The sequence below is a fragment of the Nitrosospira multiformis genome (genome assembly GCF_900110185.1).
Taxonomy (GTDB): Bacteria; Pseudomonadota; Gammaproteobacteria; order Burkholderiales; family Nitrosomonadaceae; genus Nitrosospira; species Nitrosospira multiformis_A.
Window position 1 is genome coordinate 60,209 of the sequence record NZ_FOCT01000007.1, and the last position, 16,049, is coordinate 76,257.

Below are 16,049 nucleotides of genomic sequence, written 5' to 3' on the forward strand. Positions count from 1 at the left end.
TTCTGATTCTCTGGGTAGCAGAGGTAGATGTCCTGAAATTGAAGAATGAAAATTGAAGACTTTCTTATGCCCGGAGAGGGACAGAGTTGTAAAGGAATAAGCTCCGGCCTAGGAATCTGCTAATACTGCTGTAAAACGACAAGCGTTATGGGCGACATGTACCGGCTACATTTTCCGATGCCAGACCTATATTGAAGTTCATCATGCTTCCACCGCACAGTCCCAAGCAGAACAAGATTCTCGCAGCGCTGCCTCCCGGGAGCTACACCCGCTTGCTGCCTCTTCTTGAGCATGTGCCCATGCCAGCCGGTCAAGTCATCTATGAGCCTGGTCTTCCTTTCAAATATGTGTATTTCCCAACAAACTCTGTAGTTGCACGTCTGTATGAGACGGCAAGCGGAGCGTGTACACAAACCGGACTCATCGGAAACGAGGGGTTGGTCGGTGTTTCGGCGCTGCTGGGTGGCGAAAACTATTCTGCTCGCGTCCTGGTGCTGAGCACCGGTAAGGGTTATCGCATTAAAACCAGCTTCGTAAGGGATGAGTTTGAGCTGGGCGACGAACTGAGGCAATTCGTCCTGCGCTTTGCCCATGCTCTGATGGTCCAAACCGAACAGGTAGCCGTTTCCAATCGGTACCATACGGTTGATCAGCAGTTGAGTTATCTTTTATTGATGAGTCTGGATCGTCTGCCGGGAAATGAGCTTCATATAACCCACGAGCAGGCGGGAATCATGCTGGGCGTACGTCGCGAAAGTGTAACGGTTGCAGCGCACAAGCTTCAGGCAGCCGGTGCGATTCGCTGCCGCCGGGGACATCTTGCAGTTGCAGACCGCCAGCAACTGGAGGCAAGCGCGGGCGAGCAGTATGAAGTCGTAAAAAAAGAATACGAGTGTCTGGCAGCGTTTTATGCTTCGCATGCTGTCCATTCTTCCGAGTTGTCTCCTCCAAGATTCAAGCGGTTTTTTCAGTCAGCCGAGTAAGCCAGGGCATTGTCCGACGCCTCCTGCCAGAAGTACTGAGTACTGCCCCCCGACCTGGGTTGGCCGCATGATCGTGTGTGCGGTTTCGAACAGAGTTGTTTTCCTGGACATGACAGTATTTCAACCGTTTAGCTGAATATGGGAAATCCGGACAAGAGAATGCGGGAATAAGCGCGTGCTGCCCGCAGTCAAGAAAGGAAGATCGACAATGAAAAATATGAATATCCTTATTCTGAGTGCAGGATTCCTCAGCTTGAGTGCGGGAATGAATGGCGCCTTGAGTCAGGACGATCGTGCGAAGCATTCCGCAAATCAAGCTCCGCATGATGCGGTTGAAGATGCCCAGACACCTCGCCGCGTCTCTGTCACCCGGCCGGAGCAGAAAAAAGACGAACATGATCGTTCCAATATTTTTGATGCAAAGAATGCAATGCCCTCCTCACAAGCTTTTGGGAATCAGCCTGACAACGGAAAGGTTCTGGGATTTGATTTTTCCCGGGATCCGTTCAACGCCAAAAAGCCGATGCAAACTTTTGAGGAAATCATGAAAGCAGATGTGGCTGAGCGCCCAAAGGTAATGCAAACGCAGCGTGAATTGCTACAGCGGCGATATGATTTGAAGCCTCGGCTGGATAAGGAGGCAAAAATGTCGCGCGGAAAGCCGCTGGCAGTGGGCCCCACCGCACGCCTATCGTCGGGCATGACTTGGCAAAGACTCGCCGGAATGGCGCCTGAAGAGATAAAGAGCAAAAACGCATTTCCGTATCCAGCCCTTCCGCATCCCAAGCAATCCACCGGTGGTCAAGTGTTTCCCCAAATGCAGATCGATATGTTTCCTCGGCTGCAAAGGTTTGATGTCGATTTCGATTTACCTGAAGCATTCTTGCCGGAGTTTCCACCAGCGATATTCCTCCAGAATCGGCCTGAGTTAGGGGATGTGTCGCGCGGAGAGGTGGTTTCCATCAATAATTTTCATCGTTTATTCAAGGACATCTTGACCCCCGTCCAGCTCAACGGGTTGCAGATGTTACTCACGCCACTGCCTCAGGAAGAATTCAATCCGACGGACGATCGTAAAAGTACCGAACCGAGCCTGGGGGTGACGTGCCTCGATTGCCACATCAACGGCCACACGACAGGGCAATTTCATCTGAGTCCCGATATCCGGCCGGAAGAACGCCGATTCCGTCTCGACACGGTAAGCCTGCGCGGTATGTATAACCAGCAGATACACGGTTCGAAACGTAGCCTGCGTTCAGTGGAAGACTTCACAGAGTTCGAATTCCGTACCGCTTATTTCAATGGCGATCCGATCCGTGCAATGAAAAAAGGCTTTCCCGTATTTGACCGGATTCATGTAAGTCATATGGCACAGCTTCAGAACATGTTCGATTTTCCGCCCGCGCCAAAACTCAAGAGTGACGGAAGACTTGATCCAGCCAAAGCCACGGAAAAGGAAATGCGCGGGGAGAAACTCTTCTTCGGAAAGGGGCAATGCGCAAGCTGCCACCAGCCTCCCACATTCCTGGATCATCAGATGCATGATCTGAAGCTCGAACGCTTCCTGAATGAACCGGGGGATGGACCGATAAAGACTTTCACACTGCGGGGTATCAAGGACAGTCCCCCTTACCTGCATGATGGCCGTTTGCTGACCCTTGAAGATACAGTCGAGTTTTTCAATCTGGTACTGGGGCTCAAGCTCACGGATGAGGAGAAGGCCGACCTGGTCGCGTATATGCGCCAACTGTAATTGATGCTCCCAAGGGAGCATATCTTTCGAGTTTCGCACTTTTGTAACGTCATCAGTGTATATATATAGATGATATAAATGAAGTTTTAGGGGAGATCACTCATGAGCATTACTGCCACACCTGTAATGAACCGAAAAGATGTGCTTCCGTTGACTGCTGGACCCGCTGTTCGCAAATCCCCGCGAGCGGTGCGCAAGGCTGTGTTTCCCGTAGCCGGACTTGGCACCCGCTTCCTGCCCGCGACCAAGGCAGTGGCCAAAGAAATGCTGCCTATTGTGGACAAGCCGTTGATCCAGTATGCGGTGGAAGAAGCGGCTGCGGCAGGTATCGAAGAAATCATTTTCATTACCCATCGGAGCAAGCGCGCCATTGAAGATCATCTGCACCGGGCCGTGGAACTGGAAAGCGAATTGGCCTCGCAGGGAAAACACGCTTCGCTGAAAATGCTACGACAGTTGACGCCAGGTGGCGTTCATTTCAGCTTTGTCCGGCAGGAGGAGCCGCGGGGTTTGGGGCATGCAATTTACTGCGCACGACATCTCGTGGGCAACGAACCGTTTGCCGTACTGCTTCCGGACGATTTGATCGATGGAGCTCCTCCTGTGCTCGCACAGATGGTGTCCCAGTATGAACAAGTCCAAAGCAGCCTCATAGCGGTGCGCCAGGTTACTCGCGAACAGACGCGGCGGTATGGAATTGTGGATGCTTTTGATGCAGATGCAGAGAGCGATACGCTGAAAATCAGAGGGGTAGTGGAAAAGCCTTCTCCTGAAGCTGCGCCATCCACGATGGCTATCGTAGGTCGTTACGTTCTGTCACCCGCCATCTTTGACTGCATCAGCAATCTCGACCCGGGAACAGGAGGGGAAATTCAGCTTACTGACGGGATCTCCCGTCTTCTCAAGATGGAATCTGTCCTGGCCTATCGTTATCAGGGGAAGCATTATGATTGCGGCAGCAAGGCAGGCTTCCTGGAAGCAACCATTGCCTATGGTTTACAGCATCCGGAAGTGGCGGAGGAATTCAGGGAAACGTTATTAAGGGTAGGGCAGGAGCTTGCCCAGAAGGTTCAATATTATTCGGAGCCCGCTGCAACCGTTACGGACGAACCCGTATTGAAGGCGGCTCAGGCATGATGGATCGCCTGATGGGGTGATGGTCTCTTTATATTCTTCAGTTAAAGGCTGACCGAGCCTATTCGTGGCTCGGTCAGTTCATTTCAAGTCGTGCAGGTCGCCATAGAGATCAAGGAGGCTCATCACTTCCTGTATCTTCTTAGAGCACTTCTTTCAGCCCGCCTGCAACCTGCCTCCCGTCTCTGAGAGCACGAGGGAAATGAGGAACGTTCTTCTCTTTTCTCTTTATTTGACTGGATCAGCTTTGGCCGCCATCGTTTCCCCGAACCGTATGGTGCGGCCGGGAGCCCAAGTGGGATTAAACACTATTTCGTTTTTCGGGAATAACATTACCACTGTGGATCCCAATTGGAATCTCCCCATTTCATCCCCTTTTTTGAGCACCAGGTCCGTGGAATCATACCGCCACTCGCGCACATCGCGCGTCCCTTCCGAGTCTCGCGGGTTGACCACTCCATGCCATACGGTGGCCACACTTCCGACAATAGTGGCGCCCACCAGCACTAAAGCAAATGGTCCGAATTCCGATTCAAATATGCAAATCACCCGCTCGTTGCGGGCAAACAACCCCGGGACGCCGCGGACCGTTTTCGCGTTCACGGAGAATAGATCTCCCGGAACATAGATCATTCGGCTCACACGTGCATCTACAAGCATGTGGACCCGGTGATAATCCCTCGGGCTCAGATACAGTGTGGCAAAGTTGCCCCCATAGAATTTTTCCGCCAGCCGGGTATCCCCTCCCAGCAGGGCGACAGTGGAATAATTATGTCCCTTGGCTTGAAATATCTGGTCGCCGGAAATGACACCGAGCTGGCTTACGACACCGTCGGCTGGACAAACATAATCCGCGTCAGATATCGGACGGCTTTCCAGAAGCAGCGGGCGGGTAAAAAACTCGTTGAAGGTTCGATAGCTGCGAATATCCGGGTTAACCGCTTCATTCATATTCACCCCGTAGCGCCAAACAAACCAGCGGATAAGAAGCGTGGTGAGATTGCCGGCATCGGCATTGGCAATACGTCCAGCCAGCAGTGTCAGCGCATGTTTAGGCAATAAGTACTGAGGAAATACAGAAAGAGAAGCTGTCTGCATGGCAATTTTTGAGATAGAAATAGAGGCTATTATAGTGTATTAAGCGATCAATCTTCGTGAGTCGATTTTTACTCCAGATTCGCGTCAACCAGATGTCACAATATCCTTTCCGCCCTGGATGCGAATCTCCTATTATAGCCTGTGTCCCAGGCCGCCGCTTACAAGTTGAAGTCTGGTTTGTTCTTCCTGTTGCTGCAGTTCCCACATATAAGTATAGGCCCCATTCATCGACAGGAGTTCCCGGTGAGTACCGCGCTCGACGATGCGACCATGATCCATCACCAGAATCTGATCGGAATCGACGATAGTGGATAAACGGTGGGCAATCGTCAGCGTGGTGCGAGTGGCAGCGATACGGCGCATCTCCCCCTGAATGCTTTTTTCCGACTTTGAATCCAGAGCAGAGGTGGCCTCATCGAAGATAAGGATTCCGGGATTTTTCAAGACCGCACGAGCTATCGCTACCCGCTGCTTTTCACCGCCGGAAAGTTTCAGCCCTCTTTCCCCCACGACCGTCTGGTACTTGTCCGGCAGACTCTCGATGAAATCATGAAGATGAGCGGATCTTGCGGCTTCAAATACCTCTTCCGGGCTCGCCTCAGGGTTGCCGTAGGAAATATTGTAATAAATGGTATCGTTGAACAGGACGCTGTCTTGCGGAACGATACCTATCGCCGCTCTCAGGCTGCTCTGGGAAACATCCCTGATATCCTGTCCATTTATCAGGATGCGCCCGCTGCTGACATCGTAAAAGCGAAAGAGTAACCGTGCGAGGGTGGACTTGCCTGATCCACTATGACCCACCACTGCGACGCTGGAGCCTGCGGGAATATCGAAGCTGACATCAAACAGAATCTGGCGGTTCGGTTCATAACTGAAATTTACCGCTTCGAAGCGTACGGGTGCGTTTCCGGCAATAAGGATTGCTGCACTTGGTTTATCCTGGATCTCTTCATTCTCCGCCAGTAAATTGAACATCTTTTCCATGTCCGCCAGAGAATGCTTGATTTCCCGGTAAACGAATCCAAGAAAATGCAGTGGCATATAGAGTTGGAGCATGTAAGCATTGACGAGCACCAGGTCTCCCAACGACATGGAACCCTGAATCACGCCGTCGGCGGCAAGCCACAGCAGGGCAGTTATTCCTATTGCTATGATGGCGCTCTGTCCCGAGTTGAGTACGGCCAAAGAAGTCTGGTTACGAACCGCCGCAATTTCCCATTTTTGCATGTGCTCGTCGTAGCGCCGCGCTTCCCAGGATTCATTGCCGAAATACTTGACTGTTTCGTAGTTCAGAAGGCTATCAATCGCCTGAGTGTTGGCTTTTGAATCCATGTCATTCATGGTTCTCCGAAAAATCATTCGCCACTCGGTCACGATGAGCGTGAGCGCAATGTAGGCCGCCAGCGTGCCAAGGATGATCACGGAAAACCAGATGCTGTACCCGGAGATAAGGATGATCGCAACCAGACTGATTTCCAGCAGAGTCGGGAGGATGTTGAACAGCATGAAATTGAGGAGAAACGAAATACCGCGGGTTCCCCGCTCAATATCCCGCGACATTCCTCCCGTCTGCCTTTGCAGGTGAAAGCGCAGCGACAGCGCATGCAAATGGCTGAACACCTTGATTGCGACGCGGCGAATGGCGCGCTGGGTTACCTTGGCGAACACGGCATCACGCAACTCTCCGAAGAGTGTGCTGCAGAAACGCAGGAGGCCATACGCTAACAGCAACAGAACCGGCAAGACCAGCAGGGCGCGGGGACGGTCAAGCGCGTCGATAATTTCCTTCAGTACCAGCGGTATTGCCACATTGGCAAGCTTGGCCATGAACATCAATGCCACTGCCGCCATTACCCTGCCTTTAAATTCCCATAAGTAGGGCAGCAGCGTACGGATGGTCTTCCAGTCGTTCCGGTTAGTGGGCGGCTTTTCCAGACGGGTAGGGCGCATCGTTGAATTCCAGGTAATGACGGTAGTTCAGAAGGAGTATAACGCGCCCTTGGTTGATATCGCCGGATCACGGGATAATGGCGGGGTGTTTCGAGAATGGATTGTGTATCCTGCAAGGCAGGGGCCAGGCCTCAAGGCCTATATTAGCGCGAAGCAGAGACGCAAAGATGCTGCAAAACACTTTTCGGCGCGCGTGAAGGCCGATGATACAAACCGGATTTCAGCGCTGGTTGAGCAAATACCCGTGTTCATACCACTTTCTATAATTCTCGAGGCCGGTTTGGTGAAATACCGGATCAGGTAGGAGCAGGGTTCAGATAAGCTGATAAAAAAGGCGCCCAATCGGGCGCCTTGTTCGATGGATGCTGCAACGGTAAGTTGGCAGGTATTGCAATACCTGCTGACCCATGGAAGCAGCTTATGTCGATTCTTCGGATAATTCCCGGCTTGCGCCTTCATCTCCATCCAGATCAACAGCGCCTTCCAGGAATACACGGCTTGCCCGGATATCCTCCGCTTCGATGGTGATCAGATCGGTGCGTGACAGGTTTTTCTTTGCTCCTTCGAACAAACGGTTGGCTTGACGCAGTCTTGCGCGATCGAGGGCATTGCGTACGGAACGTGCATTGGCAAAATGCTCCATTTTCATCCTCAAGCGGATGTATTCGCCAAAAGCCTTTTCCGCTTCTGCACTGAAACGGTAATTCTGTGATGCCAGCATAAGCTTGGCGATAGCCACCAGTTCATCCGGAGAATAGTCGGGAAAATCGATGTGGTGAGCTATCCGCGATCGCATGCCGGGATTGCTGCGGAAGAATTTGTCCATGCGGTCCTTGTAACCGGCAAGGATGACAACCAAATCCTCCCGGTTGTTTTCCATCACCTGCAGCAGGATTTCGATCGACTCAGCCCCATAATCGCGTTCATTCTCGGGTTTGTAGAGGTAATAGGCCTCGTCGATGAACAGCACGCCGCCCATGGCCTTTTTTATAACTTCCTTGGTCTTGGGGGCAGTATGACCGATATATTGACCTACCAGATCGTCGCGGGTAACGGAAACAAGATGCCCTTCACGCACATAGCCCAGGCGGTGCAGGATCTCGGACATACGCTGCGCCACCGTGGTTTTTCCGGTGCCCGGATTGCCGGTGAACGACATGTGCAGGCTGGGCGCACCGGCAGTGAGATCCAGTTTCTTGCGGACACGGTCCACCAGCAACAGGGCGGCGGTTTCGCGGATGCGGGTTTTCACCGGTTTCAAACCGATCAGCTCGCGATCAAGCTTATCCAGTACTTCCTTGATGTTGGATGCTTGAAACTCGGCTTCCAGATCGATGGAACCGGTATCGGAAGAGGGAATTTCTTTCAGTTGTGTTGTCACGTTTGATCCACCAAAAGGAAATAAAATATTAGGACCCGTACCTCGGTTATTGGTTTACCGGAAAGTGGCCTTACATGGAATTATCAGGGAAATCAGATCGGTTGAGGCAGCGGGCCGGTTAAAGCGCCCGCCGTCTTGTCCGAAATTGGCTCTCCCCTTCTGGGGAAGGGGAGGAAGTCATCAGTACCGCTCGGCTTCCGGTTTTTCCGTTGCGTAGGAATGGATGGTATAGCGGACTTGCCGGCCATCCACTTCCTGACGCACCAGGCCAAAACCAGGCTCGTTCTTCGGCCGGTTGACGATGTAGGACATCGCCGGGCTTTCCACACCGCGCGACGAGTCGAAAGCCGTGACACGGATGTAGTGGTTCGGATAGGTCTTGCGGCAATCGTTGATCTCCTGCAGGATACCTGCGGGGTCCTTCAGGTCGAACATCGGGTTGCCGAACATTTCCCAATACGTGTTGCGGGGATGCGGGTCATCGGTATATTCAATCCCGATGGCCCAGTTGTTTTTCAGCGCGTATTTGATCTGCGCCGAAATCTGCTTGTCCGTCAGCGGGGGCAGAAAAGAAAATTGCCCTTGCGTGAGACGGTTTTGAAAATTGGTCATCATAATATGGTTTCTCCTTGATACGATTAAACGCTGGCCGTTTCGCTCGGCACGAAGTCGGCGGTGTCGGTGGACTCGTAGTTGAAGGTGATGTCCTTCCATGTATCCAGCGCCAGCTTGAGCGGCGTGCACCACTTGGCGGCTTCTTCCAGAATCTGGGGGCCTTCCTTCACATAGTCGCGACCCTCGTTGCGCGCCATGATCATTGCCTCCAGCGCCACGCGGTTGGCGACAGCGCCAGCCTGAATGCCCTGCGGGTGTCCGATGGTGCCGCCACCAAACTGCAGTATCACGTCTTCGCCGAGGTAATCCAGCAACTGGTGCATCTGGCCGGCGTGGATACCGCCCGAAGCAACTGGCATGACCTTGTTCAGCGAAGCCCAGTCCTGCTCGAAGAACAGTCCATGCTCCAGGCTTACCGGTGTATGACGGTCGCGCAGGGTGTCGTAGAAGCCCTTGATCATGAGCGGATCGCCTTCCAGTTTGCCCACGACAGTGCCCGCATGGATATGGTCTACCCCGGCCATCCGCATCCACTTGCAGATGACACGGAAATTCATGCCATGGTTCTTCTGGCGGGAGTAGGTGGAGTTGCCGGCGCGGTGCAGGTGCAGAATCATGTCGTTCTTGCGTGCCCACTTCGCCATCGACTGAATGGCGGTGTAACCGATCACGAGGTCGATCATGATGATGACAGAACCGAGCGACTTGGCGAATTCCGCGCGCTCGTACATCTCTTCCATAGTGCCCGCGGTGACGTTCAGGTAGTGGCCCTTGACTTCGCCGGTGGCGGCAGAAGCCTTGTTGACTGCTTCCATACAGTACAGGAAGCGGTCGCGCCAGTGCATGAAGGGTTGTGAGTTGATGTTCTCGTCATCTTTCATGAAGTCGAGACCACCCTTGAGTCCTTCGTATACCACGCGGCCATAGTTGCGGCCGGAAAGACCCAGTTTCGGCTTGGTGGTGGCGCCGAGCAGCGGCCGGCCGAATTTGTCGAGACGCTCGCGCTCCACGATGATACCGGTTGCGGGACCCTGGAAAGTCTTCAGATAAGCGACCGGAATACGCATGTCTTCCAGACGCAACGCTTTCACAGCCTTGAAACCGAACACGTTGCCGATGATGGAGGCCGTCAGGTTGGCAATGGAGCCCGGCTCGAACAAATCGAGATCATAGGCGATATAGGCGAAATACTGCTGTTCCGTCTTGGTGCCTTCGCCAGTATTGGGCACGGGGTCGGTACGATAGGCTTTCGCGCGATACAATTCGCACGCGGTCAGCCGGTCGGTCCATACAACCGTCCAGGTCGCGGTGGAAGATTCACCAGCTACAGCCGCTGCAGCTTCCTCGGGTTCCACTCCTGCTTGGGGCGTGATACGGAACATGGCGATAATGTCGGTATCCTTGGGCACATAGTCAGGCTCCCAGTAACCCATTTTCTTGTAGGGGATTACGCCGGATTTGTATCGCTCGGCGCCGGTGATTGCTTCACTCATGGCAGTTCTCCTCATAAGGGTAGATAAAGGTGCTACGAAAAGAATTGTAATGGATATTACTATAAATAACAGTCACGTGTTTTGATTGTTATGATAAAATTTTACTTATATGTTTTTACTCTTCCAGGAACCATGAGGCAAGATGCTGCATATCACGCTGCGGCAATTAAAGGTTTTTGAATCGGTTGCCCGTCATCTGAGTTTTTCCCGTGCGGCAGAGAGTCTACATCTTACCCAGCCGGCAGTTTCCATGCAGATCAAGCAGCTGGAAGACACCGTTGAACTTCCGTTGTTTGAGCAGATGGGCAAAAAAATCTACCTGACCGATGCGGGGCGCGAACTTTATCATTACAGTCGGGCCATCTCTCAGCAACTGTCAGATATGGAGCTGGCCCTCGATGAACTGAAAGGACTGGAACGAGGCAGGCTCAATATTTCAGTGGTCAGTACCGCCAACTATTTTGCCCCGCATCTGTTGGCCAAGTTCTGTCAGCGCTACCCGGACATTACCGTCAGCCTCAATGTTTCCAATCGCGAAACCGTTCTCAAGCAATTGTCCGACAATGTGATCGATCTGGCCATCATGGGTCAACCGCCTGAAGACCTGGATATTGCGGCCGAATCTTTCATGGAGAATCCTCTGGTGGTCATTGCGGCGCCGGATCATCCGTTGTGCAGAATGCGGAAGATTCCCGTCAAGCGGCTGGAGCAGGAAACATTCCTGGTACGAGAGCCGGGTTCCGGTACACGCGGCGCGATGGAGCGTTTTTTCGCATCGCACCATATTTCGCTCAGCAAGGGAATGGAAACGGACACCAGCGAGGCGGTCAAACAGGCCGTCCAGGCGGGTATGGGTCTGGGCATCACCTCGCTGCACACGGTGGAACTGGAACTGGAAACAAAACGACTGAAGATTCTCGACGTCGAGGATTTTCCCATCATGCGCTACTGGCATATCGTTCATCGAAAGCACAAGCGGCTCTCCAGCGTTGCGCAGGCATTCAAGGAATTTCTGCTGAAAGAGGCCCGCGGATTGATGTCGCACAATAGGGCGACCGAAGCCGAAGCCTGATTCAAAAACGAAGACTGCCGGTGCATATATTCCAATATGCCGGTTCGCGTGTTCACTCGTTTTCGACGGTGGAAGGAGGGTTACCCGACGTGGTAGGGGACGCTCCAACTTCTGGCTGCCTGCGCCGATATGTCATTTTTCTTATCACTACGAAAAAGAGAGGTACGAAAAAGATGGCAAGAAAGGTCGCAGCCAGCATTCCCCCGAAAACACCCGTTCCGATGGAATTCCGGCTGGCGGCACCCGCGCCGGAAGCGATCACCAGCGGAAACACACCCAGGATAAAAGCCATGGAGGTCATGATAATGGGACGGAAACGAAGCCGTGCGGCCTCCATCGCCGCATCGAGCAGAGGCTCTCCGTTTGCATATCGCTGATTGGCGAATTCCACAATCAGGATCGCATTCTTCGCGGACAATCCGATCAATGTCACCAGCCCGATCTGGAAATAGATGTCGTTGGTCAATTCACGAACCCAGATAGCCAGTAATGCGCCTAAAATTCCGAACGGGATTGCAAGAATCACTGCGAGCGGAACTGACCAGCTCTCGTAGAGGGCGGCCAGCACCAGAAAGACCATGAGCAAGGCGAAGGCGAATACCAGAACCGATTTCCCTCCTGCCTGGCGTTCCTGAAAGGATATTCCGCTCCAGTCGATCGTATAACCTTTTGGCGTCAATATCTCATCTGCGATCTGTTCCAGCGCATCGAGGGCTTGCCCCGAACTATAGCCGGGGGCAGCACCGCCCAGCACGAGTGCGGAATTGAATCCGTTGAAGTGGGTGACGGGGTCGGGTCCACTGGTGAATTCGGTGGTGATCACCGAATTCAGTGGAATCATGACGTGGCCCTTGTCGTTCCGCGCACGCACGTAAATTTTCTCGATATCCTCCGGCCTTGATCGGTACTCAGGCAGTGCTTCCGTCTGGACACGATAGATGCGGCCATATTTCACGAAGTCGTTGACATAAAGGTTGCCGAAATAAGCCTGCATGCTGTCGAAGACTTCGGAAATCGGCACGCCCAGAGCTTTGGCCCGTTCCCGGTCAACGCGGGCGTAAAGCCGGGGGGCGCTTACGCGAAAATTGGTGCTGGCAGCAGCGATAGCAGGATGTTCCACAGCCTTGGCGACGAATTTCTGGGTAATCTCGGCAAACTCTTTGAAATCGCCCCCGCTCGGATCCTGCACTTGTAGGGAAAAACCTCCAGTGGAACCCAGACCTCTGATGGATGGGGCATTGAAGGCAAGAATCAGTGCTTCCGGTATCTTGGCAAACTCCTGGAAGGCGGATGCGATAAGGCCGCTGACATGTGCGTCATCACTCTTGCGCGTGTCCCATGACTGCAGCGGGACGAACATCGTCGCCTGATTCGCCCCCCGCGTGCCGAACACGAAGTTTTGCCCAGCCAGCGCATCCGTTGAGTGTATCGCGGGAATCGACAGGAAGTATTGTTCGATCTTGCGCAATACGTCTATCGTGCGTTCCTTGGAGGCTCCGTCCGGCAACTGGACAACGGTAATGAAATAACCCTGATCTTCTTCCGGGAGAAAACTGCCGGGGATCGTTCTGAACAGGCCAATGAGGACGAATACCAGCACGGCGAAAACGCAAAGGGCGATTAGGGAGCGTTTCAATACCATTCCAACGCCGGTTGTATAGCGTGCCTGCATCCAGTCAAACGACCGGTTGAACAGCTTCCAGTACTTTGCGGGCTCACCATGTCCCGGTTTGAGAATAAGCGCACAGAGCGCGGGGCTCAGGGTAAGCGCGACGAAGCCCGATAACGCAACGGACAGGGCAATGGTAATTGCAAACTGTTTATATAATTCGCCCGTGATTCCACCCAGAAAAGCGACTGGAACAAACACCGCGCCCAGCACCAGGACGATGGCAATGACGGGGCCCGCTACTTCATCCATGGCGATCCTGGCCGCCTCTTTGGGCGCTAACCCCTCCCGCATATGTCGCTCGACATTTTCCACTACGACGATCGCATCATCCACCACGATCCCGATGGCAAGCACCATGCCGAACAGAGTCAGGGTATTGATTGAAAACCCAAGCGCTGCCATCCCGGCCAGGGTTCCGATCAGTGAAATAGGAACCGCGACCGCTGGAATGATCGTTGCCCTCCAGCTTTGCAGAAAAACAAAAACGACCAGTATGACAAGGAGCGTTGCTTCGACCAGCGTCTTCAGGACTTCCTTGATGGAAACATCGATGAATATAGTAGTGTCATAGGGTATGTCGTAGGAGACACCGGCTGGGAAACTGCGCGCAAGCTTGTCCATTTCCTGGCGCACCCGGTGAACCGTATCGAGCGCGTTGGCGCCGGGGGCAAGAAAGGTCAGAAGAAAGGTATTGGGCTTTCCGTTCCATCTTCCTTCGAGATCATACGATTGCGCACCCAATTCCACTCTCGCTACATCCCGCATTCGCACCATGGAACCATCGGGATACGCCCTTACGATCATATCCTCGAATTCCTTCACTTCGCTCATGCGGCCCTGGGTAATGACCGGGATGGTAAGCTCCGTTCCCTTCGGCGAAGGCTCCCGTCCTACCCTGCCAGCGGGAAAATCCCGGTTCTGCTCGCGTACCACCGCCGCGATATCGGTGGGGGTGAGGTCCAGTTGCGCCATGCGGACCGGATCCAGGATTAGCCGCATGGAGTAATTCTGGCTACCGAAGATAATGGCATCCCCTACGCCCGGAAGACGCTTGACGTTGTCAAGAACCCGCAGCAGGGCATAATTCGAGAGGTAAATGGTATCGTGCCGCGGATCGGAAGAACTCAGGGCAATGACCGCCAAAAGATCAGGCGATGTTTTTTTCACGGTTATACCCTGGCGCACGACTTCATCCGGAAGTTGCGGTTCGGCAAGGCGTTGCCGATTCTGCGTCTGCACCTGCGCGATATCCACGTCTGTTCCGATCTCGAACGTGAGCTTCATGGTCATATGCCCATCGTTCGTGCTGGTGGATTCGTAATAAAGAAGATTATCGATCCCAGGAAGCTGGACCTCGATTGGGCGGGCGACAGATTCCGCAACAACTTCCGCGCTCGCTCCCGGGTAATCGGCGTCGATCTGCACCATGGGGGGTGTGATTTGCGGAAACTGCGCGATCGGCAGGCTTCTCAGCGCAACGAGCCCCACCACGACAATAATGATGGATAGGACGGAGGCGAAAATTGGACGATCAATAAAAAAGCGGGAGTTCATGACGATTTCCGGCCTGTTTCACTCTCGGGCTCGCCGTGACTCGTGGGATGATCCTCCTTGTACGGTATGGCCTTCACCGGGTTTCCAGGCTGGATCCGGTGTAATCCTTCCACGACCACTTGCTCGCCTGGGCGAAGACCGTTTTCGATCAACCAGTCCTTGCCATGCCAGGAACTCGCCGTGACGGGTCGAGACTGCGCCTTGCTCTCGGCATCGACGACATAGACGAAGGAACCCTGGGGTCCCAGTTGCACAGCCCGTTGCGGAACCAGGATCGCATCTGTCCGGATATAACCCTTGACACGGACATGAACAAATTGCCCTGGATAAAAATAGGATTGCCCGGGAGAAAAGCTTCCCTCCGGATTCGGAAACGTGAATCTTCCCTCCAGCGTACCAGTTTCCGGTCGTATGGATACGTCGGAGAAATCGAGCACGCCTTCCTCCGGATACACGCTCCCATCGGAAAAGGTGATCACTCCCCGTAACTGGAAAATATCCGGCCTTTGCACTTTCTTCTCCGCCAGCTCACGCCGCCTTCTGAGAAGATAGCTCTCGGGAACATTGACATTGACGTACATGGGATCGAGTTGGTCGATGGTGGTCAGCAGAGTTGTCTGGGCGGATACCAGGCGCCCCTCATAGAAATGGCTGCGTCCTATCCGTCCGTTGACCGGGGCTGTGATGATCGTATTGTCCAGATCGAATTTTGCCCTGATCAGGTCGCTTTGCGCCGCCTCCAGTCCTGCTTTGGCTGCCAGCGTTTCCGCGACTGCATCATCGACACTCTTGCGGCTGACAGCCTGTTCCTCCAGCAAGGGTTTTACGCGCGCCTCTTCCTGCTCTGCCTGAACGAGGCGGGCCTGGGCCTGCGCGACTCTCGCCTTTCCGCTGAAATAGGCCGCCTCGAAGGGCACCGGATCGATCAGGTAAAGCTTGTTGCCCTTCTTGACATTCGTCCCCTCGGTAAAAAAAACTTTCTTGATTATTCCCGTCACCTGCGGGCGAATCTCGACGGGACGAAAAGCCTGGGTTTGCCCAATAAACTCAGGCTCGTCGGGAACAGTCTGCGTGGTGACGGTAATTACTTCCACTTCGGGGACAGCTGGGGCCGGAACAGGCGGCGTTTTTTTGCAGCCGGAGAAAGAGGTCAGGATAAGGGCTGCGCCTATAGCGATGACAGCGGCGGCAGATGGGCGATTGAAAGGGGACGATGGGTGGGACAGATTCATGTACGCGTCTCCTGCGGGCTGCCCTGAAAACCGAGGAGTAGCGATCCCCTGGTTAAGTGAGGGTGATGATAAGCAGTATTTTTATGGTAGATCAGTTTTCAGATCTGCC

General features: G+C 53.6%; 12 protein-coding genes. 5 read left to right on the forward strand and 7 right to left on the reverse strand.

The features are described from left to right. The first annotated feature begins 203 nt into the window (after nucleotides 1–203). From BMY01_RS09475 to galU, 3 genes are all read left to right on the forward strand, one after another. Complete coding sequence (locus tag BMY01_RS09475; RefSeq protein ID WP_074746580.1) at nucleotides 204–983, forward strand: Crp/Fnr family transcriptional regulator; 780 nt, start codon at nucleotides 204–206, stop codon at nucleotides 981–983. Nucleotides 984–1,191: 208 nt separating this feature from the next. After that, nucleotides 1,192–2,736 carry a cytochrome B6 gene (locus BMY01_RS09480; protein ID WP_074746582.1) on the forward strand — a complete coding sequence of 515 codons (1,545 nt, stop codon included), beginning with the start codon at nucleotides 1,192–1,194 and terminating at the stop codon, nucleotides 2,734–2,736. 102 nt (nucleotides 2,737–2,838) lie between these two features. Continuing rightward, a complete protein-coding gene (gene galU, locus BMY01_RS09485) occupies nucleotides 2,839–3,873 on the forward strand; it encodes a UTP--glucose-1-phosphate uridylyltransferase GalU (protein WP_074746584.1) in 1,035 nt (344 codons plus the stop codon). Nucleotides 3,874–4,098: 225 nt separating this feature from the next. On the opposite strand, the gene asd is transcribed toward galU, so the two are convergent. Together asd and BMY01_RS09495 are read right to left on the reverse strand one after the other, a co-directional pair. Next, nucleotides 4,099–4,968, reverse strand: a complete 870-nt coding sequence (gene asd, locus BMY01_RS09490; RefSeq protein ID WP_074746586.1) for an archaetidylserine decarboxylase — start codon at nucleotides 4,966–4,968, stop codon at nucleotides 4,099–4,101. 132 nt (nucleotides 4,969–5,100) lie between these two features. Then, nucleotides 5,101–6,921: an ABCB family ABC transporter ATP-binding protein/permease gene (locus BMY01_RS09495; protein ID WP_074746588.1), complete on the reverse strand. Its 1,821-nt coding sequence runs from the start codon at nucleotides 6,919–6,921 to the stop codon at nucleotides 5,101–5,103. Nucleotides 6,922–6,970: 49 nt separating this feature from the next. On the opposite strand from BMY01_RS09495, the gene BMY01_RS09500 reads away from it, so the two are divergent. Then, nucleotides 6,971–7,225, forward strand: a complete 255-nt coding sequence (locus BMY01_RS09500) for a hypothetical protein (protein ID WP_139176841.1) — start codon at nucleotides 6,971–6,973, stop codon at nucleotides 7,223–7,225. A 114-nt stretch (nucleotides 7,226–7,339) separates the two neighbouring features. On the opposite strand, the gene cbbX is transcribed toward BMY01_RS09500, so the two are convergent. The 3 genes from cbbX to BMY01_RS09515 all read right to left on the reverse strand — a co-directional run bounded on the left by cbbX (nucleotide 7,340) and on the right by BMY01_RS09515 (nucleotide 10,410). After that, nucleotides 7,340–8,302, reverse strand: coding sequence for a CbbX protein (gene cbbX / locus BMY01_RS09505; protein WP_074746593.1), 963 nt, complete (start codon nucleotides 8,300–8,302; stop codon nucleotides 7,340–7,342). A gap of 180 nt (nucleotides 8,303–8,482) precedes the next feature. Beyond that, the gene (locus BMY01_RS09510) at nucleotides 8,483–8,917 is read right to left on the reverse strand and encodes a ribulose bisphosphate carboxylase small subunit (protein WP_074746596.1); all 435 of its coding nucleotides are present in this window, start codon (nucleotides 8,915–8,917) and stop codon (nucleotides 8,483–8,485) included. A gap of 23 nt (nucleotides 8,918–8,940) precedes the next feature. Next, entirely contained in the window at nucleotides 8,941–10,410 is a 1,470-nt protein-coding gene (locus BMY01_RS09515; RefSeq protein ID WP_074746598.1) for a ribulose-bisphosphate carboxylase large subunit, read from the reverse strand. A gap of 142 nt (nucleotides 10,411–10,552) precedes the next feature. Here BMY01_RS09515 and BMY01_RS09520 point away from each other — a divergent pair, with 142 nt between their 5' ends. Continuing rightward, nucleotides 10,553–11,482 (forward strand): LysR family transcriptional regulator, encoded by a 930-nt coding sequence (locus BMY01_RS09520; RefSeq protein ID WP_074746600.1) that lies wholly within the window; start codon nucleotides 10,553–10,555, stop codon nucleotides 11,480–11,482. A 52-nt stretch (nucleotides 11,483–11,534) separates the two neighbouring features. Here the strand turns inward: BMY01_RS09520 and BMY01_RS09525 are convergent, their stop codons facing one another. Then, the gene (locus tag BMY01_RS09525) at nucleotides 11,535–14,708 is read right to left on the reverse strand and encodes a multidrug efflux RND transporter permease subunit (protein ID WP_074746602.1); all 3,174 of its coding nucleotides are present in this window, start codon (nucleotides 14,706–14,708) and stop codon (nucleotides 11,535–11,537) included. Next, nucleotides 14,705–15,940, reverse strand: coding sequence for an efflux RND transporter periplasmic adaptor subunit (locus tag BMY01_RS09530; protein ID WP_074746604.1), 1,236 nt, complete (start codon nucleotides 15,938–15,940; stop codon nucleotides 14,705–14,707). Before BMY01_RS09530 ends, BMY01_RS09525 begins: the two co-directional genes overlap by 4 nt. Nucleotides 15,941–16,049 lie beyond the last annotated feature (109 nt).